Annotated in this window: 15 protein-coding genes; 10 read left to right on the top strand and 5 right to left on the bottom strand. The window is 68.0% G+C overall.

Going from position 1 to position 19,112, the window contains the following annotated elements; all coding sequences use genetic code 11:
- Positions 1-428 precede the first annotated feature (428 nt).
- Positions 429-1,640, bottom strand: a complete 1,212-nt coding sequence (tyrS, locus tag AC2A1N_RS08820) for a tyrosine--tRNA ligase (RefSeq protein ID WP_005420460.1) — start codon at positions 1,638-1,640, stop codon at positions 429-431.
- Positions 1,641-1,807: 167 nt separating this feature from the next.
- On the opposite strand from tyrS, the gene AC2A1N_RS08815 reads away from it, so the two are divergent.
- Positions 1,808-3,280, top strand: a complete 1,473-nt coding sequence (locus AC2A1N_RS08815; protein ID WP_061478736.1) for a M23 family metallopeptidase — start codon at positions 1,808-1,810, stop codon at positions 3,278-3,280.
- Between the two features lie 66 nt (positions 3,281-3,346).
- Positions 3,347-4,474, top strand: coding sequence for an anhydro-N-acetylmuramic acid kinase (locus AC2A1N_RS08810; protein WP_081280424.1), 1,128 nt, complete (start codon positions 3,347-3,349; stop codon positions 4,472-4,474).
- Positions 4,475-4,542: 68 nt separating this feature from the next.
- On the opposite strand, the gene AC2A1N_RS08805 is transcribed toward AC2A1N_RS08810, so the two are convergent.
- The 3 genes from AC2A1N_RS08805 to AC2A1N_RS08795 all read right to left on the bottom strand — a co-directional run bounded on the left by AC2A1N_RS08805 (position 4,543) and on the right by AC2A1N_RS08795 (position 7,021).
- Positions 4,543-4,773, bottom strand: a complete 231-nt coding sequence (locus tag AC2A1N_RS08805) for a hypothetical protein (RefSeq protein ID WP_065196060.1) — start codon at positions 4,771-4,773, stop codon at positions 4,543-4,545.
- Positions 4,774-4,850: 77 nt separating this feature from the next.
- Complete coding sequence (locus AC2A1N_RS08800) at positions 4,851-6,224, bottom strand: muropeptide MFS transporter (protein ID WP_049455489.1); 1,374 nt, start codon at positions 6,222-6,224, stop codon at positions 4,851-4,853.
- Positions 6,221-7,021, bottom strand: coding sequence for an exodeoxyribonuclease III (locus AC2A1N_RS08795; protein WP_484372035.1), 801 nt, complete (start codon positions 7,019-7,021; stop codon positions 6,221-6,223). Before AC2A1N_RS08795 ends, AC2A1N_RS08800 begins: the two co-directional genes overlap by 4 nt.
- A 161-nt stretch (positions 7,022-7,182) precedes the next feature.
- Between AC2A1N_RS08795 and pyrE the strand changes: the two genes are divergently transcribed.
- The 8 genes from pyrE to AC2A1N_RS08755 all read left to right on the top strand — a co-directional run bounded on the left by pyrE (position 7,183) and on the right by AC2A1N_RS08755 (position 16,681).
- On the top strand, positions 7,183-7,842 hold the full coding sequence (gene pyrE, locus AC2A1N_RS08790) for an orotate phosphoribosyltransferase (protein ID WP_005420471.1): 660 nt from the start codon (positions 7,183-7,185) through the stop codon (positions 7,840-7,842).
- Positions 7,843-7,861: 19 nt separating this feature from the next.
- The gene (locus AC2A1N_RS08785) at positions 7,862-8,524 is read left to right on the top strand and encodes a hypothetical protein (protein ID WP_242892308.1); all 663 of its coding nucleotides are present in this window, start codon (positions 7,862-7,864) and stop codon (positions 8,522-8,524) included.
- A 221-nt stretch (positions 8,525-8,745) separates the two neighbouring features.
- Positions 8,746-8,838, top strand: a complete 93-nt coding sequence (locus AC2A1N_RS08780) for a potassium-transporting ATPase subunit F (protein ID WP_005407770.1) — start codon at positions 8,746-8,748, stop codon at positions 8,836-8,838.
- Positions 8,839-8,850: 12 nt separating this feature from the next.
- Positions 8,851-10,560: a potassium-transporting ATPase subunit KdpA gene (gene kdpA, locus AC2A1N_RS08775; protein ID WP_242892305.1), complete on the top strand. Its 1,710-nt coding sequence runs from the start codon at positions 8,851-8,853 to the stop codon at positions 10,558-10,560.
- A gap of 10 nt (positions 10,561-10,570) precedes the next feature.
- Complete coding sequence (gene kdpB, locus AC2A1N_RS08770; RefSeq protein ID WP_242892301.1) at positions 10,571-12,628, top strand: potassium-transporting ATPase subunit KdpB; 2,058 nt, start codon at positions 10,571-10,573, stop codon at positions 12,626-12,628.
- The gene (gene kdpC, locus AC2A1N_RS08765; RefSeq protein WP_154350094.1) at positions 12,625-13,275 is read left to right on the top strand and encodes a potassium-transporting ATPase subunit KdpC; all 651 of its coding nucleotides are present in this window, start codon (positions 12,625-12,627) and stop codon (positions 13,273-13,275) included. The genes kdpB and kdpC overlap by 4 nt, the downstream gene beginning before the upstream one ends.
- 51 nt (positions 13,276-13,326) lie before the next feature.
- Complete coding sequence (locus AC2A1N_RS08760; RefSeq protein ID WP_072168700.1) at positions 13,327-15,987, top strand: sensor histidine kinase; 2,661 nt, start codon at positions 13,327-13,329, stop codon at positions 15,985-15,987.
- A complete protein-coding gene (locus tag AC2A1N_RS08755) occupies positions 15,968-16,681 on the top strand; it encodes a response regulator transcription factor (RefSeq protein ID WP_005420506.1) in 714 nt (237 codons plus the stop codon). The genes AC2A1N_RS08760 and AC2A1N_RS08755 overlap by 20 nt, the downstream gene beginning before the upstream one ends.
- Positions 16,682-16,759: 78 nt before the next feature.
- Here the strand turns inward: AC2A1N_RS08755 and AC2A1N_RS08750 are convergent, their stop codons facing one another.
- Entirely contained in the window at positions 16,760-19,108 is a 2,349-nt protein-coding gene (locus tag AC2A1N_RS08750; RefSeq protein WP_242892298.1) for a phosphomannomutase/phosphoglucomutase, read from the bottom strand.
- Between the last annotated feature and the right edge of the window lie 4 nt (positions 19,109-19,112).

Raw genomic sequence — 19,112 nt, 5'->3', positions numbered from 1 at the left:
TCAAACGTCTGCAAGATGGACAATCATCCTTCCTGCAGGCGCCTTCACAAGATACCTGCGCATACTTTCAAAGATCCGGGGAAGTGGCCTCAGCGCCGCTCCCGTGTGCTGCGAAGTTTCCTTCGTAGCGAGCCGCCCATTATGCCAGACTTTTTCAGTCCGTCAACACCTTCGTTCGATCATCTCGTTCGGCGGTGGTGGGTGCCCTGTTGTCGCTGAAGCCCCTTGGTGGCGACCCCTGCGACGGGGGAGGAGAAGTATGTCCCCATTCCCATCATTTGTGAAGGGGGTGTGGCGATTTTTTTCACCGGATGTTGCATCTGTTCATGCGCCGCGCTGCGGCAGGAACCCGTGAAGAGCAGCCGAGCGTGGGCTTGGCCCTACAAGAGCAGAAGGAAGGGCCGGCTGGCGCCGGCCCTTCCTTCTTCTCAGCCAGCAACCAGGCGCACGCGGGCGAAGGTGCGCTTGCCGACCTGCAGCAGGCCTTCGAAGCCGGGCTGCAGCACCTGCTGGCCGTCTTCGACCACTTCACCGTCCACCTTGACCGCGCGCTCCTTGAGCTTGCGGTTGGCTTCGGAGTTGCTCGGGGTCAGGCCGGCCGCCGTCAGCAACGCGGCAATACGCAGGCCTTCGGCCGGGATCGCCACATCCTGCAGCGGCAGCTGGGTGATATCGCCCTGCCCGGTCACCGCCGCTTCCCAGCCGGCAATCGCCTGCTCTGCCGCCACGGCGTCGTGGAAACGGGTCGCCAGCTCACGCGCCAGGCGCAGCTTGACCACGCGCGGGTTCAGGCCGCCATTGGCCACCTGCTCGCGCAGCTGCACGGCCTCGGCCTGGCTGATGTCGAAGGACAGCAGCTCGATCCAGCGCCACATCAGGGTGTCGTCCACCTTCATGGTCTTGGTGACGATGTCGATGGCCGGCTCGCTGATACCAATGTAGTTGCCCAGCGACTTGGACATCTTGTTGACGCCGTCCAGGCCCTCCAGCAGCGGCATGGTCAGCACCACCTGCGGCTTCTGGCCATGGTGTTCCTGCAGGCCACGGCCCATCAGCAGGTTGAACTTCTGGTCGGTACCGCCCAGCTCGACGTCGGCCTCCAGAGCCACCGAGTCGTAGCCCTGCACCAGCGGGTACAGGAACTCATGGATGGCGATGGACTGCTGGGCGGCATAACGCTTGGCGAAGTCGTCGCGCTCGAGCATGCGCGCCACGGTGTGCTGGCCGGCCAGACGGATCATGTCGGCCGCGCCCATCTTGCCGAACCACTCCGAGTTGAAGCGGACTTCGGTACGGCTGCGGTCCAGCACCTTGAACACCTGTTCCTCATAGGTACGGGCGTTGGCCAGCACGTCATCGCGGCTCAGCGGCTTGCGGGTCAGGCTCTTGCCCGAGGGATCGCCGATCATGCCGGTGAAGTCGCCGATCAGGAAAATGACCTGGTGGCCAAGGTCCTGGAACTGGCGCATCTTGTTCAGCAGCACCGTGTGGCCCAGATGCAGGTCGGGCGCGGTGGGGTCGAAGCCGGCCTTGATCCGCAGCGGGCGGCCCTCCTGCAGGCGCGCACGCAGATCCTCGAGCTTGAGGATCTCGTCGGCACCGCGGCCGATCAGGGCAAGGGCTTCTTCAATCGAGGACACGTGACTACTCCCGGCAACGCCGATTCTTGTGTGGGGTGTTAAAGCAAAGTTAACCCGATTGGCTTCACAAAAGCCAATGGGCACAAGGGTTTGACGCGGTTTTCTCAGGTGTCTATGGTAACCGCCGATCAGGCCCGCGCTCCCGGGCCGCCAGGAAAAGACCGCCGATGCACAATTCCGAACAAGGGCGCGCACGCAAGCAGCGCTTCCAGGAACGCCTTCACGTCCTGCACGACAACGCCCTGCATCGGAAGCTCAGGCAACACCTTCCCGCCGCCTTCAATGAGCGCTGGACCCGCCGCCATTGGATGCACGCCAGCCTGTTTGCGACCATCGGCGCCCTGGTGGCGACGATCGTCCCCGGTTTCTCGCACACCATTGATGCGCCTTACGCGGACAGCCACACCAGTCTGGCGCTGCCGCTGCCGCCGTTGACCATGGCCCGCCAGCAGCAGGTGCCGGGCGACAGCTGGCAGGTGCTGCGCATCCAGCGCGGCCAGACCCTGAGCGACCTGTTCGACAAGGCCGGCATTCCGGCCAGCACCCTGCACCGGGTGCTGGAGCACCCCGGTGCGCGCGAGGCGCTGACCAAGCTGCGCCCGGGCGCCGAGATCGCCTTCGACATGCCGCTGTCCGGCGACCTGCGCAGCATCCGCTTCGATCGCGACGCCGACAACCGGGTGGAACTGAGCCTGACCGGCGATGACATCAAGGAGAAGGTGACGCGGCGCGAGACTTCCACGCGTACCGTGGTCACCAGCGGCGAGATCACCAGTTCGCTGTATGCCGCGGCCCGCCGGGCCGGGCTGTCGCCGTCGGCGATCGCGACGATGACCGACGACATCTTCAAGTACGACATCGACTTCTCCAAGGACCTGCAGCCGGGCGACCGCTTCAGCGTGGTGATGGACGAGACCTGGCGCGAAGGCGAGAAGGTGGACACCAGCAAGATCCTGGCGGCGACCTTCACCACCGGGGGCAAGACCTATTCCGGCTTCCGCTTCGACCGCAACGGCAAGTCCGAGTACTACGACATCAACGGCCGTTCGTTGAAGAAGAGCTTCATCCGCATGCCGATCCCGTTCGCGCGGCTGAGCTCGACCTTCGGCGCACGCAAGCACCCGGTGCTGGGCAAGATGCGCATGCACAAGGGCGTGGACTACGCCGCGCGTACCGGCACGCCGATCATGGCCGCCGGCGATGCCCGCGTGCAGTTCGCCGGCGTGCAGCGCGGCTATGGCAACGTGGTGATCCTCGATCACGGCCGCGGCCACACCACCCTGTACGGGCACATGTCGCGCTTTGCGAACATCAAGACCGGCCAGCGCGTGGCCCAGGGCACGGTGATCGGCTACGTCGGCTCGACCGGCCTGGCCACAGGCCCGCACCTGCACTACGAATTCCGCGTCAACGGCGAGCACCGCAACCCGCTGACCGTGACCATGCCGCCGCCGGAGCCGCTGAAGGGCGCCGAGCTGGTCGCCTTCCGCGCGCAGACCGCGCCGGCGATGGCCCGCATCCAGGGCATGGAGAAGCTGATCTACGCCGATGCCAGCCCGGCACCGACCAGCCGCGACGAGGCCGCCACCGAGGTGGCCAGCGCCAAGGACAAGCAGTCGACCGGCCGCAAGCGCGGCTGAGCGCGCTGCGTTGACGAACAAGGACGCGGCAGCCCAAGCTTGCCGCGTCCTTTTTTTATGCCCGCCATGAACACCACTGCCGACGCTGACGCCCCCCTGTACCTTGGCCTGATGTCGGGCACCAGCGCCGACGGCATCGATGCCGCGCTGGTGCAGTTTCCCGCGGGCGGAGGCTGCCGCTTCGTGCATGGACTGACCGCCCGCTGGGAACCGGTGCTGCGCGCGCGGCTGGTGGCGCTGGGCGAAGGTGGCCCGTTGGATTCGCTGGAGGAGCTGGGCGAACTGGACGCGCGGATTGCGATCAACTTCGCCGAGGCTGCCAACCAGCTGCTGGCCGAAGCCGGCGTGGATCGCAGCCAGGTGCGCGCGATCGGCTCGCACGGCCAGACCGTGCGCCACCGCCCGCTGGCCGATCCGGCGTTCACCGTGCAGCTGGGCGACGGCAACCGCATCGCCGAACTGACCGGAATCACCACGGTGTCCGACTTCCGCCGTCGCGACGTAGCGGCCGGGGGGCATGGCGCGCCGCTGATGCCGGCTTTCCACCTGGGCATGCTGGGTGCCGCCGATGAAGACCGCGCGGTGCTCAACCTGGGCGGCATCGCCAACCTGACCCTGATCCCGCGCGAAGGCGCGGTGCGTGGCTTCGATACCGGCCCGGCCAACGCGCTGATGGATGCCTGGTGCCAGCGCCACACCGGCCGTACCTTCGATGCCGATGGCGCGTATGCCGCCAGTGGCGCGGTGGACGAGGGCCTGCTGGCCGGCTGGCGTTCGGACCCGTGGTTCGCGCTGCCGCCGCCGAAGAGCACCGGGCGCGAGCAGTTCCATCTGGCCTGGGCCGAGGCCCACATGGAGGAAGGCGAATATGCCGCTGCCGATGTGCAGGCCACCCTGCTGGAGCTGACCGTGGCAACCGTGGCCGATGCGCTGCTGGCGCAGCAGCCGCAGACCCGGCGCCTGCTGGTCTGTGGCGGCGGCGTACGCAACCGGCAGCTGATGAAGCGCCTGGCGGCGCGGCTGCCGGAGGTGCAGGTGGAGTCCAGCGCGGTGCACGGGCTGGACCCGGAGTACGTGGAGGCGATGGGCTTTGCCTGGCTGGCGCAGCGGACGATGGACGGGCTGGCCGGCAACCTGCCGAGCGTGACCGGAGCCAAGGGGCCGCGGATCCTGGGGGCAATCCACCTGGCGTGAGGTGGCGCCATCCACGCATGACGTGGATTCACCGGGCAGCCGAGCGTGGGCTCGGCTCTACAAAGCCGCTAATCGAAGCCCTGCCCTGCGGGCAAGGCCTGCAGGGCGGCGATCGCATCGGAGAGGGCGTCCACTTCGGGATCGCCGAAACCGGAGCGGACCTCCAGTTCACTGCTGAACAGGCCCTGCTCCAACAACGCGGCGCAGGTCTGTTCTTGGGTCCAGCCGCGGGCGACCGCGACACGTCGGATACGTTCCAGCAGCAGCGGGTCCAGGTCCCGCAGCACAACGTCGGCCATGCTCACTTCCCCGTTCGCAAGGCACCGCCCCCTCGGCGCGTGGGGGCGATGATCCCGCAGACTGGACGGGCAGGCAATCAGGTCGAGCTGGAGGCCTGGCGACGGCGCTGCTGCAGGATCAGCAGGGCGCAGAGGATCACCACCGGGATCGCCACCAGCGCGGTACCGACGAAGAACAGCGCGTAGCCTTCCAGCAGCGTCCGGCCCTGTGCGAGCGTCTGTACCGACCACCCCGAGAGCCCCTTGAGCGCCTTGCCGGGCATCGCGTAGAACGAACTCAGCAGCGCGTACTGGGTTGCGGTGTATCCGATGCTGGTCAGGCTGGACATATAGGCGATCAGCGCCGTACCGGCGAAACCGCTGGCGAAATTGTCGATGGCCATGGCCACAGCAAAATGGGTCGTGTCTGGGCCCGAATAGGCCAGCCAGGCAAATGCCAGGTTGGAGGCCGGCCCCAGCACGGCACCCACCATCAGCGCCGCCAGCACCCCCCAGCGAACCGAGACCAGGCCCGCCGCAGCAATGCCAACGAAGGTCGCGACCAGGCCCACCGAGCCACGCACGGCGCCCACGGTGTCCTCGTCCAGGCCGAGATCGACATAGAAGGGGTTGGCCATCGGCCCCATGACGAAGTCGGCCATGCGATAGACGCTGATGGCCACCAGGATCAGGATCGCGCCGCTGCGATGCTCGCGGACGAAGGCGATGAACGGCCCCGCCACGGCGTCGAACAGGCCGCGCGGCGTCCACAGGGAGGTCGCCTGTGCCTGCACGGCAGCCACTTCCCGCGCGGGTTCACGGGCCATGACCACGGCTACCACGCCAAGCGCCATCAGCACGGCCATGATCTCGTAGGAGACCTGCCAGCCAACACGGGCCGCGATGATCAGGATCAGTGCATCGGTGACCAGCAAGGCAGTGCGGTAGCCCAATGCCGAGGATGAGGTCAGCAGGCCAAGCTGCTCGCTGTTGTCAGCACTTTCAATGCGCCAGGCATCGATGACGATGTCCTGGGTGGCCGAAGCAAACGCCACGATCACGGCCATTACGCCGAACACGACGATGTGCTGCCAGGCGATGCCCAGGAACTGGATCTGGCCGCCCTTGGGCTGGACCAGCGCCATGCCGACAAGGCCCACCACTACGACCAGCTGCGACAGCAGCATCCAGCCGCGGCGGCGGCCAAAACGACCGAACAGAGGCACGTCGGTCTTGTCGACGATCGGCGCCCACAGGAACTTCATGGTGTAGGCCAGCCCGACCCATGACAGGAAACCGATCGTGCTCAGCTCGATGCCTTCCTTGCGCATCCAGAAGCCGAGCGTGTTGCCCACCAGATAGATGGGCAGGCCCGAACTGAAACCGAGCAGCAGCATCGCCAGCACCTTGCGCTGGCTCAGGTTGGACAACACCTGCTGCCACGGTCGGCGCGGCTTGGCGGCCTCAGTCACAGGTCGTAGTCCACGGTGAACGGGGCGTGGTCGGAGAAGCGCTCGTCGCGGTAGATCGAACAGCTACGCAGTTTGTCGCGCAAGCCCGGCGTGATGAACTGGTAGTCGATGCGCCAACCGACGTTGTTGGCACGGGCGGCGCCGCGGTTGCTCCACCAGGTGTAGTCCTCGCCGGCGGGGTTGAGCAGGCGGTAAGCATCGGCCCAACCGCGGCCGGCGGCGACATCGGTGGCCTGGCCGTGGTCGGCGCAGAGGGCGTTGAGCCAGTCGCGTTCCTCCGGCAGGCAGCCGGAATTCTTCTGGTTGGACTTCCAGTTCTTGATGTCCAGCGCCGAACGCACGATGTTCCAGTCGCCGCACAGCACGTAGTCGCGGCCGCTGCGCGCCCACTCCTCCAGGATCGGCCGCAGCCATTCCATCACTTCGAACTTGAAGCCCTGGCGCAGGTCACCCGAGCTGCCGGAGGGAATATAGAAGGAGACCACGCTGAGATTGCCGTAGCGCGCCTCGATGTAGCGGCCTTCGTCGTCGAACGGGGCCCAGCCCAGCGAGGTGATGACCTGGTCCGGCTCGCGCCTGCTGTAGATCGCCACGCCGCTGTAGCCCTTCTTGGTGATGGCGTCGCGATAGAAGCAGTGATGGCCATCCGGACGGAACATCGGGTCGGTCAGCTGGTCTTCCCCGGCCTTGGTCTCCTGGATGCACAGGACGTCGGCGTCCTGGGCACGGAACCAGTCCAGGAAGCCCTTGGTCGCGGCGGAACGGATGCCATTGGCGTTGAAACTGATGATGCGCATGCGGGGACCTGCGGCGGGAAACCGGGCAAGCATACCGGTTGCCCGTGGGGCTGCGCAGTCCGCCAGGCAGCGCCGCGACACCGTTCACGCGGGGCCGGACGAGCGCGAAACGCCCAGCTGGATTAGGATTTGTGCTCCAAATGAAGATGAATCGAGTTTTGATGAGCGACCACCGCCACCGTTTCCTGCAGCTGGCCCTGACCGCCGACGCCCTGCGCTTCGGCCAGTTCACCCTCAAGTCCGGCCGGCTGAGCCCCTATTTCTTCAACGCCGGCCGTTTCGACTCCGGTTCGCTGCTGTCCCAGCTCGGCGCCTGCTATGCCGATGCCATCGATGCCAGCGGGATCAAGTACGACGTGGTGTTCGGCCCGGCCTACAAGGGCATCCCGCTGGCCACCGCGATGGCCTGCGAGCTCGCCCAGCGCGGCCGCGACCTGCCGCTGTCATTCAACCGCAAGGAAGCCAAGGACCACGGCGAAGGTGGCCAGCTGATCGGCGCCGACATGAATGGCAAGCGCGTGCTGATCGTCGACGACGTGATCACCGCCGGTACCGCGATCCGCGAAGCGCTGGGCATCATCCGCGCTGCCGGCGGCACCCCGGCCGGCATCGTGGTAGCCCTGGACCGCCAGGAGATCGCCTCGGAAACCGACCGCCGCTCGGCGGCGCAGTCGGTGGCCGAAGAGGCCGGGATTCCGGTGATCGCCGTGGCGTCGCTGGCCGATCTGCTTGATTTCGCCTCCGGCAACCCGGAACTTGTGGGTTACCGCCAGCCGCTGGAAGCCTACCGGGCCCAGTACGGCGTCCGTTCGATCCGCTGACCGACCCAGGGGAAAGGTCATGTCCCGAGTTCCTGCCGTTCTCTTTGCCGGCCTGCTGCTGGCCGTGCCGTCCACCGTGCCGGCGCAGTCGCGCGACGGCGGCAAAGTGGAAAAGAAGCTGTATTGCTGGAACGAGGGCAAGGAGCGGATCTGCAGCGATTCGCTGCCAGCCGATGCGGTCAATCACGCCCGCGAGGAGTTCAACGCGAAGAGCGGCCTGCGCAATGCGCAGGTCCAGCGCGCGTTGACCGACGAAGAGCGCGCCACGGCCAGCACCCAGGCGCAGCAGCAGCAGCTGGACCTGATGGCCGAGCAGACCCGCCAGCGTACCGAGCAGGCGATGCTGTCCACCTATGGCAGCGAGGAGGACCTGCGCCGGGTGTTCGCCGAGCGCCAGGAAGTGCTGGACAACAACCTCAAGACCGCCGAGTACAACGTCACCAGCCTGCGCGAATCACTGGTGGCGCTGCTGTCGGCCGCCGGTGACCGAGAACTGGCCGGTGGCAAGGTCGCCGACAAGCAGGCCGAGGCGATCCGTCAGCGGCACGTGCAGTTGCAGGCGCAGCAGCGCCTGCAGGCCGGGTTCCTGCAGCAGCAGCAGGCGCTGAAGGCGGAAATTGAAAGCACCCTGCAGCGCTATCGCGAGCTGAAGGGCGTGGCACCGACGAGCCAGGCGCCGTGATTCGCTTGTAGAGCCGAGCCCATGCTCGGCTCCGCGTGACCTTGGGAAAGAGCAGCCCAGCATGGGCCCGGCTGTACAGTAGGCGGCGCCTGGTTACGGCTTGGCCCACGGAATTTATGCACTCTTTACGCGTCGGCACGGTCCGGCGCGTAGTGCGTTTATGGGCGGCAGGACGACGATGACGGCCTGAGGTGGAGGGGTTCCACCAGGACGCTATTGCAATGTCCCCCTGGCTGTCGTTGTTGTGTGGCGTGCTGGTGCTGGTCGCCGCCGCCTATCTCCTTTATGTCGTGCTGCGGCCCGAGTCGTTCTGAGCGGAGCCGGCCATGACTGAGATGCTTGTGATTATTGCCGCCAGCCTGCTGCTGGCGTGGCCGCTGGGCCTGTACCTGGCCCGCGTGATGCGTGGCACGCCAATGAAGGTCGACGTGCTGTTCCACTGGATCGAGAAGCCGCTGTACAGGGTGTTCGGGGTCGATCCGTCGCGCTCGATGTCCTGGCGCGGCTACGTGCTGGCCTTCGTCCTGAGCAACGTGGTGGTCGCCGTACTGACCCAGGCGGTGTTCATGACCCAGGCCTGGCTGCCGCTGAATCCGGACCAGATCCCGAACATGCGCTGGGACACCGCGCTGCACACGATGATCTCGTTCCTGACCAACACCAACCAGCAGCACTATTCGGGCCAGGCGCAGCTGTCCTACCTCTCGCAGATGACCGGCATCACCGGCCTGCAGGTGGTGACACCGATGATGGGCCTGGCGCTGGCGGTGGCCACGCTGCGCGCGTTGTTCTCGCGTGCGCCGCAGGCTGCGGCGGCCACCAGTACCGGCGATGACCGCCAGGTGGCGGTGGGCAACTACTACGTGGACGTGGTGCGCCTGTGCGTGCGCTTCCTGTTGCCGCTGTGCCTGGTGTGGACCCTGCTGCTGGCCAGCCAGGGCGTGCCGTCGACGATGGCCGGTGGCCCGCAGGCCACGCCGATCGATGCCAGCGCCGGCATGGCCGGACAGAAGCTGCCGCTGGGCCCGGTGGCGGCGATGGTCGCGGCCAAGCAGCTGGGCGCCAACGGTGGCGGCTGGTACGGCCCGAACAGCAGCTTCCCGCTGGAGAACCCGACCCCGCTGTCGAACGCGCTGGAGATCGTCGGCATCCTGCTGGTGCCGATGGCGGTGATCTTCATGATCGGTGCGTTCACCGGCCGGCGCCGGTTCGGCGCCCTGGTGTTCAGCTGCATGCTGGGCATGTCGCTGCTGTCCACCGGCGCGATGGTGTGGAGCGAAGGGCACAGTGCCAGCGCCGCCACGCCGCTGCTGATGGAAGGCAAGGAGGTGCGCTTCGGCGCCGACGGCACGGCGCTGTGGGCGGCGGTGACCACCCAGGTCTCCAACGGCTCGGTCAACGGCATGCATGACTCGCTGGCGCCGCTGAGTGGCGGCATCGCGATGGTCAACATGCTGGTCAGCGCGATCTGGGGCGGCATCGGCTGTGGCCTGCAGCAGTTCATCGTGTACCTGCTGCTGGGCGTGTTCCTGGCCGGGTTGATGACCGGACGTACGCCGGAACTGTTCGGCCGCAAGCTGGAGACGCCACAGGTACGCCTGCTGGCCCTGCTGGTGCTGCTGCAGCCGATCACCCTGCTGGTGTTCACCGCGATCACCCTGGCCGTGCCCGGGCTGGCCGCTACCTCCAACCCGGGCTTCCATGGCATCAGCCAGGTGTTCTACGAGTACGTCTCGGCCTACGCCAACAACGGCTCGGGCTTCGAGGGGCTGGGCGACGCCACGCTGTGGTGGAACCTGAGCTGCTCGCTGGTGCTGCTGCTGGGCCGCTTCCCGCTGCTGATCATCCCGCTGGTGGTGGCCGCGCAACTGGCCGCCAAGCGCCAGGCGCCGGAGTCTGCCGGCAGCCTGCAGATCGAAACCCCGACCTTCGCCCTGACCCTGGTCTCGGTGATCGTCATCCTGACCGTGCTGCAGTTCATGCCGGCGCTGGTACTCGGCCCGATCGCCGACCACCTCAGCCTGGGACTGCACTAAGGACACCCCGATGAGTACCCACGCAAGTTCCACCCGTAGTTCCCTTGCCCCGCGCCCTGCGCTGCTTGATGGCGCCGGCCTGCGCCGTGCGCTGGTCGACGCAGTACGCAAGCTATCGCCGATGCACCTGGTGCGCAGCCCGGTGATGGCGGTGGTGATGGCCGGCACGATCGTCGCCGCCATCGTCACACTGACCGGCAATGCGCCGCTGGGCTTCGGCCTGGCGGTGACCGCGATCCTGCTGGTGACCGTGTTGTTCGGCAATTTCGCCGAAGCAGTGGCCGAGGCGCGTGGCCGTGGCCAGGCCGCATCGCTGCGCCGCGCTCGCCAGGATCTGGTGGCGCGCCGCCTGGCCGCGCCGCAGCCGGGGGCTGCGGAAACCCAGGTACCTGCCGCCGAGCTGCGCCCGGGCGACCATGTGATCGTCAGTGCCGGTGAGCTGGTGCCGGCCGATGGCGAGATCGTGCAGGGCCTGGCCACCATCAACGAGGCGGCGGTGACCGGCGAATCCGCCCCGGTGCTGCGCGAGGCCGGTACCGACCGTTCCGGCGTGATCGGCGGCACCAAGGTGCTGTCCGACCAGATCATCGTGCGGGTGACCGCCGAGCCGGGGCACAGCTTCCTGGACCGGATGATCGCGCTGGTGGAAGGTGCCAACCGTCAGAAGACGCCGAACGAGATCGCGCTGACCCTGTTGCTGGCAGCGATGACGCTGACCTTCCTGGTGGTGGTGGCGACGCTGCCGGCGATCGGCGCGGCGGTAGGCGTGCAGGTCGATCCGCTGCTGCTGATCGCGCTGCTGGTATGCCTGATCCCGACCACCATCGGCGGCCTGCTGCCGGCCATCGGCATCGCCGGCATGAACCGTGCGCTGGCTGCCAACGTGCTGGCCAAGTCGGGCAAGGCGGTGGAAGTGGCCGGCGACGTCGACGTGCTGCTGCTGGACAAGACCGGCACCATCACCTACGGCGACCGCCAGGCCAGCCACTTCCATCCGTTGGCCGGCATCGACGCCAGCCAGCTGCGTGAAGCGGCGCTGCTGTCCTCGCTGGCCGACCCGACCCCGGAAGGCAAGTCGATCGTACGCCTGGCGCGTGAGCAGGGTTGCGCCACCGCCGAGCCGGACCATGCCGAGTACCTGGCGTTCAGTGCACAGACCCGCATGTCCGGCGTGGACCTGGAACATGGCCGGCAGATCCGCAAGGGTGCCGCCGATGCGATCCGCGCCCACGTACAGGCGCTGGGCGGCAACGTGCCGGCGGAACTGGCCGGTCGCGTCGAGCAGGTGGCGCGCAATGGCGCCACCCCGCTGGTGGTGGCCGAGGGTCGCCACGTGCTGGGCGTGATCGAGCTGTCGGACGTGGTCAAGCACGGCATGCGCGAGAAGTTCGCGCAGCTGCGCGCGATGGGCATCCGCACGGTGATGATCACCGGCGACAACCCGCTGACCGCCGCTGCCATCGCTGCCGAAGCCGGCGTCGATGACTACATCGCCGAGGCCCGCCCGGAGGACAAACTGGCGCGCATCCGCCAGGAGCAGGCCGGCGGCCGGCTCGTGGCGATGGTCGGCGACGGCACCAACGACGCCCCGGCACTGGCCCAGGCCGACATCGGCCTGGCGATGAACTCCGGTACGCAGGCGGCGAAGGAGGCCGGCAACATGGTCGACCTCGATTCGGACCCGGCCAAGCTGCTGGCGGTGGTGGAAGTGGGCAAGCAGCAGCTGATCACCCGCGGCGCGCTGACCACCTTCTCGCTGGCCAACGACGTCTCCAAGTACTTCGCGATCCTGCCGGCGCTGTTCGCCGCTGCCGTGCCGACCATGGCCGCACTGAACGTGATGCAGCTGTCGAGCCCGCGCAACGCGGTGCTGGCGGCACTGATCTTCAACGCCCTGGTGATTCCCGCCCTGATTCCGCTCGCCCTGCGTGGCGTGCGCTTCCGCCCGGCCACCGCAACGGCGCTCCTGCGCCGGAACATGCTGGTGTACGGCCTCGGCGGCGTGCTGCTGCCGTTCGCGGCGATCAAGGCGATCGACCTCCTTCTTGTCCTGGTATTCGGCGCATGAACCGTACTGTTTCCACTTCGTCTTCCCTTCCCCGCGGACAGAAAGCCGAGGCCCGCGTGGCGAGCCTGCAGGATGGCGCAAGCTGGCGCCCGGCGATCGGCCTGGGCCTGGCCACCCTGCTGCTGGCCGGCGCGGTCTACGCCGGCATCGCCACCGGCTTCGCCGGCCTGGCCTACCCGACCCAGGCCGAGGGCAGCCTGCTGCGCGACGGCAACGGCCAGGTGCGCGGCTCGGCGTGGCTGGCGCAGCCGTTCACCGGTGATGGCTACTTCCAGGCGCGTCCGTCGGCGGCCAACTACGACCCGATGGCCGCGGCCGGTTCCAACATGGCGCGCAGCAATCCCGCGCTGGCCGAGCGCGTCGCTGCCAGCACCGCTGCGGTGGCTGCACGGGAAGGTGTCGCGCCAGCGCAGGTTCCGGCCGATCTGGTAACCCAGTCCGGCGGCGGTCTCGATCCGCAGTTGTCGCCGGCCGCCGCACAGCTGCAGGTGGCGCGCGTAGCGCGTGCCCGTGGCCTGCCGGTGGAGCGCGTGCAGGCACTGGTGCAGGCCCATACCGAAGGGCGCCAGTGGGGCCTGTTCGGCCAGCCACGGGTGAACGTGGTGACGCTGAACTTCGCGCTGGACCATGCAGCCAAGGCACCGTGATGCCGGCCTGCACCGGCTGCGCGCACAATGGCAGCCATGACAGCGGCCCCCATGACTGATGCACGTACCCGCCAGGCCGATGCCCTGGTTGAAGGCCTGCAACGCGAAGCCGGCGGCAAGCTGACCGTGTTCCTCGGTGCGGCGCCGGGCGTGGGCAAGACCTACACCATGCTGACCCGCGCGCAGGAACAGCTGCGCCGCGGCGTCGACCTGGTGGTGGGCCTGGTGGAAACCCATGGACGCACCGATACCCAGGCCCTGTTGGAGGGCCTGCCGCAGCTGCCGCTGAAGGACGTGGCCTATCACGGCCATGCCCTGCAGGAGATGGACCTGGATGCCGTGCTGGCACGGCATCCGGCGCTGGTGCTGGTGGATGAACTGGCCCATCGCAATGCGCCGGGCAGCCGCCATGAGCGGCGCTGGCAGGATGTGATGGAGCTGCTGGACGCCGGCATCGACGTCTGGACCACGGTCAACATCCAGCATCTGGAAAGCCTCAACGACGTGGTGATGCGGATCACCGGCGTGCGCGTCAGCGAGACCGTGCCCGACGGCGTGCTCGACCGCCTGCACGACATCGTGCTGGTCGATCTGCCGCCGCGCGAACTGATCGCTCGCCTGCAGCAGGGCAAGGTCTATGTGCCCGAACAGGCCGCTCAGGCACTGCAGGCGTTCTTCTCACCGGCCAACCTGACCGCGCTGCGCGAACTGGCGATGCAGGAAGCCGCCGACCGCGTCGACAGCAGCCTGCGCGAAACCCGCGCCGCGCGCGGCGAAGGCAATCTGCCCCTGCGTCGCGGCGTTCTGGTGGCCATCGACGGGGGCGGCCAGAGCGAATACCTGGTGCGCGTGGCGCGGCGCATCGCAGAGCGCCGCGACGCACCGTGGACGGTAGTGACCGTGCAGGGCCGGCGCCAGGACGAGGCGACCCGGCGCGAGATCGATGCGGCCTTCGCGCTGGCACGGCGGCTGGGCGGCGACGCCGAACTGCTGCATGGATCGAGCATCGCCGATGCCCTGCTCGATCATGCCGCACACAACGGCGTGTCGACCCTGGTGCTGGGCCGGACCCGCGAACGTCCACTGGCACGGATGTTCAACCGCACCCTGACCCAGCAGCTGATCCAGCGTGGCGCGCATTACGAGATCACCATCATCAGCACGCCGCAGGCACGCGCACGCTCGCGCCGCGAGAGCCTGCTGCCGCCAATGCGCGGTATCAGTCATGAACCGGCACAAGCCCTGATCGCTACCGCGCTGGCCTGTGCGGTGGCGTGGCTTGCCGAACACTGGGTGGGCATGGCCGACCTGTCGATGGTGTTCATCGTCGCGGTGGTGCTGGTGGCTGCACGCACGCGCGCCAGCGTGGCGGTGATGGCCGCGATCCTGTGCTTCCTGGCCTACAACTTCCTGTTCATCGCGCCGCGCTTCACCTTCGCCATCGGTGCACGCCAGGGCGTGATCACCGTGTTCCTGTTCCTGGCCGCCGCACTGGTGGCCGGGCGCCTGGCCTCGCGCCTGCGCATGCAGGTGATTGCGCTGCGTGCGGCCAACCGCCATGCGCGTGCGCGCCAGCAGCTGGGCCGTCAGCTGGCCAGCGCGGCCGGCAACGGCGAGGTGGCACAGGCAGGCCGGCATGCGCTGGAGCAGGCCCTGGACGTGCCGGCGTGGCTGCGGATCGGCACCGATACCGCCGCCGGTGGCCGCAACCAGCCTGGCGATACCGACCTGGCTGCCGCCGACTGGGCACTGCGCCACGGCCAGCCCAGTGGGCGCTTCACCGATACCCTGGCCGGTGCGCAATGGTGGTTCCTGCCGTTGCTGGACGGCGAAGACCGTGCGATCGGCGTGGCCGGCCTGTACCTGCCCGGCGCACAGGCGCGCCTGCTGCCCGAACAGCGGCAGCTGGCCGAAGCGATGGTTGATGACATCGCACAGGCCGCGCTGCGTACCCGGCTGGTGGCGGAACTGGAGCAGGCACACGTCAGCAACGAGACCGAGCGGTTGCGCTCGGCGCTGCTCTCCTCGGTGTCGCACGACCTGCGCTCGCCATTGGCGGCGATGATCGGGTCGGCCGACAGCCTGGCCAGCTACGGTGCGGCCATGGATACAGCCGATCGCCGTGCTTTGCTGGACACCATCCTGGTCGAGGGCGAACGGCTGGACCGCTACATCCAGAATCTGCTGGACATGACCCGGCTGGGTCATGAAGGGCTGAAGATCAACCGCGACTGGATCGGCGTGGACGAGCTGATCGGCTCGGCGGCACGGCGCCTGCAGCGCTACCAGCCAAAGGTGCGGCTGGAGCTGGACATCCCAGCCACGCTGGCACCGATCTGGGTGCACCCGGCGCTGGTCGAACAGGCCGTGTTCAACGTGATGGAGAACGCGGCCAAGTTCTCGCCGCCCGACGCCGCCGTGCAGGTACAGGCGCGCGAGCTGGACGGCCAGCTGCGCATCGACGTGATCGATGCCGGCCCCGGCATTCCCGATGACGAGCGCGCGCGCATCTTCGACATGTTCTACAGCGTCGAGCGTGGCGACCGAGGCCGCCACGGCACCGGCCTGGGCCTGACCATCTGCCAGGGCATGATCGGCGCACATGGCGGCAGCGTGCAGGCGCTGCCCGGACGCGACGGTCGCGGTACCCTGATCCGCATCACCCTGCCCCTGCTCAAGCCAGCCTCCCACGATGAGCCCGACCCCGATTGATGCCAGCGTGCCGGCCGCACGCGTGCTGGTGATCGACGATGAAACCCAGATCCGCCGGTTCCTGGACATCAGCCTGCGCGCGCAGGGCTACCAGGTGCGGCAGGCCGCCACCGGTCAGGAAGGCCTGCAGCTGGCCGCCAGCGAGGACATGGACCTGGTGATCCTCGATATCGGCCTGCCGGACATGGAAGGCCACGAGGTCCTGGAACAGCTGCGCCAGTGGAGCCAGGTGCCGGTGATCATGCTGACCGTGCGCGCCGGCGAAGCCGAGAAGGTGCGCGCACTGGATACCGGCGCCAACGACTATGTGACCAAGCCGTTCGGCACGCAGGAGCTGATGGCGCGCGTGCGGGCGCTGCTGCGCACGCGCAGCGTGCCGACCGATGGCACGCCGCCGGTGTTCGACGATGGCCACCTGCACGTGGACCTGGTGCGTCGCGAAGTCGCCCTGCAGGGTGAACCGGTGGCGTTGACCCGCAAGGAATACGCGCTGCTGTCGCTGCTGCTGCGCAATGCCGGGCGGGTGGTGACCCAGCCGCAGATCCTGCAGGAGATCTGGGGCCCGACCCACCAGCACGACACCCACTACCTGCGTATCCTGGTCGGCAAGCTGCGGCACAAGCTGGGCGATTCGGCGCTGGATTCGCGCTACCTGTTCACCGAGCCGGGCGTGGGGTTGCGGTTCAAGGGGTGAGGGTGTGTCGACCAGGGTCGACACCTACCAAGAGCGGGCAAGGCGTGCCGACCAACGGTCGGCACCCACCAGGATCGTTCAGAACCCCAGCGGGGTGTCGCCCAGCACTGGTTGCAGCTGGCTGCGGAACAGGGCCTGGATGCGTTCCAGTGCGGCCTCGTCGTTGCCTTCGAAGCGCAGCACCAGCACCGGCGTGGTATTGGAGGCACGCACCAGGCCCCAGCCATCGGCGAAGTCCACGCGCAGCCCATCGATGGTCGACAGGCGGCCACCCACATATGGGTTGTCCGGCGACTGCGCCGCCGCCACCAGCATCGCCACCAGGGCATGCGGCGTCCCGTCGGCCACCGGTACCTTCAGCTCCGGCGTGGCGACCATTTCCGGCAGTTCGCCCAGCACCTCGTCCGGGGTTTCCTCGCGCTGGGCCAGGATCTCCAGCAATCGCGCAGCGGCGTACAGACCGTCGTCGAAACCGAACCAGCGTTCCTTGAAGAAGAAGTGGCCGCTCATCTCGCCGGCCAGCTCGGCATCGGTCTCGCGCATCTTCGCCTTCATCAGCGAATGCCCGGTCTTCCACATCAGCGGGCTGCCACCGTTGCGCAGCACATGGTCGGACAGCTTGCCGGTGCACTTCACGTCGTAGATCACCATCGCGCCCGGATTGCGCATCAACACATCGGCAGCGAACAGCATCAGCAGGCGATCGGCGTAGATGATCCGGCCTTCGCCGGTCACCACGCCCAGCCGGTCGCCGTCGCCATCGAAGGCCACGCCGAGATCGGCGCCAAAGCGCTTGACCGTCTGCACCAGGTCTTCCAGGTTGGCCGGTTCGCTCGGGTCGGGATGATGGTTGGGGAAGGTGCCGTCGACATCGCAGTACAGCGGAATGACGTCGGCGCCGATCGCTTCCAGCAGCTGCGGCGCCAGTGCGCCGGCCACGCCATTGCCGGCATCGGCCACGACCTTCAGTGGGCGGTCCAGCTGCACGTCATCGGCGATGCGCTGGATGTAGTCGGCACTGACATCGCGCTGCTGGTAGTCACCGGGCTCGGCGGCCTGCACCAGGCGGCCCTCGACGATGCGCTGGTAGAGATCGGTGATGGCATCGCCGGACAGCGTCTCGCCGCCAATGACCACCTTGAAGCCGTTGTACTCGGGCGGATTGTGGCTGCCGGTGACTGCCACGCAGGTGCCGGTACGCAGATGGAAGGCGGCGTAGTACACCAGCGGTGTCGGCGCCAGGCCGATGTCGATCACCGCGCAGCCGGCACGGCGCAGGCCCTCGGCCAGCCCAGCCGTCAGCTCGGGACCGGACAGGCGGCCATCGCGACCGATCACCACCTCGCGCAGGCCCTGCTCCAGTGCCACGGTGCCAATGGCCTGGCCGATCAGCGCCGCGGTCTTCGGTGTCAGTTCACTGCCCACCACGCCGCGGATGTCATAAGCGCGGAAGATGCCGGCGGCCAGCTCCTCGGCCGGCACCGGCGGTGGCGGCGGTGGTGTGACATCGCCACTGCCGGTCACAGCGGCCCCGGGTGGCGGCGCCTGCTGCAGGCTCTCGCTCAGGGTCGGGCCATGGTCGGCCTCGGACGCTGCGGCGCGGCGCGGCAAGGGCAGCGACTTCGGCAGTCGGTCACGTCCCACCACCAGCAACACGGCAATGAACGCCAGCAGCAACGCCACAATGGCGCTGGCCAGCGCGCCCAGGCCCAGCGGACCGGCGTCGACATTCGGTACCGACGCGACCAGTCGCAGCGGCGTGCCTGCAACCGGGCGCGCCAGCGCTTCGGCGCTTTCGGACAGGCCCGCGTCGCCCTGGGTGACCAGATCGAAGCCACCCTGGCGCAGGCCAAGGAAGCCTGCGGACGGCGCACGCACCTGGTCCAGCGGCGAGGTCAGCCGCAGCAGCGGCTGGCGGACATAGATCACGGCCGGCCCCAGGTTGCCCAGCTGCACTGGCGCAGCCAGGCCCAGGCGATTGCCGCCACCATCGCGGACGACGCGCAGGCTGGGTTTGCCCTCAGCCACCGCCGCTTCCAGCAGGGCCAGGCGTGCATACCCGAAGGTGGCCGGATCGGCATAGGCGTTGGCCAGATCGGCCGTCAGCACCTCGACCTGCTCAACCCCGGTCCAGCTCTCGCGCACGGCCAGCGCCGCTGCAGCGGCATCGCCGGCCTGCAGCGCCTGCTGCACGCGATCGTTCTTCAACTGCTGCTGCAGCTGCTGCAACTGGCCTGCAGCGGCCTGCTGCAGGCCCTGCACGGCCTGGTCGCGCGCTTCTTCCAGCGCCTGGCCGTTGGCCTCCTGCCGCCATTGCTGCACCGCGCTCCATCCGAACCAGCCGGCCAGCAGGATCAGCAGCACCCCCAGTAGTGGTGCACTGCGACCCAACGACCGTCCCCGCTGTCCTTCCCCGATGCCGCTCATCGAT

The sequence above is a fragment of the Stenotrophomonas maltophilia group sp. SKK55 genome, assembly GCF_057179845.1.
Note: the sequence above shows the minus strand (reverse complement) of the source record. Positions and strands in the feature narration are given on the sequence as shown.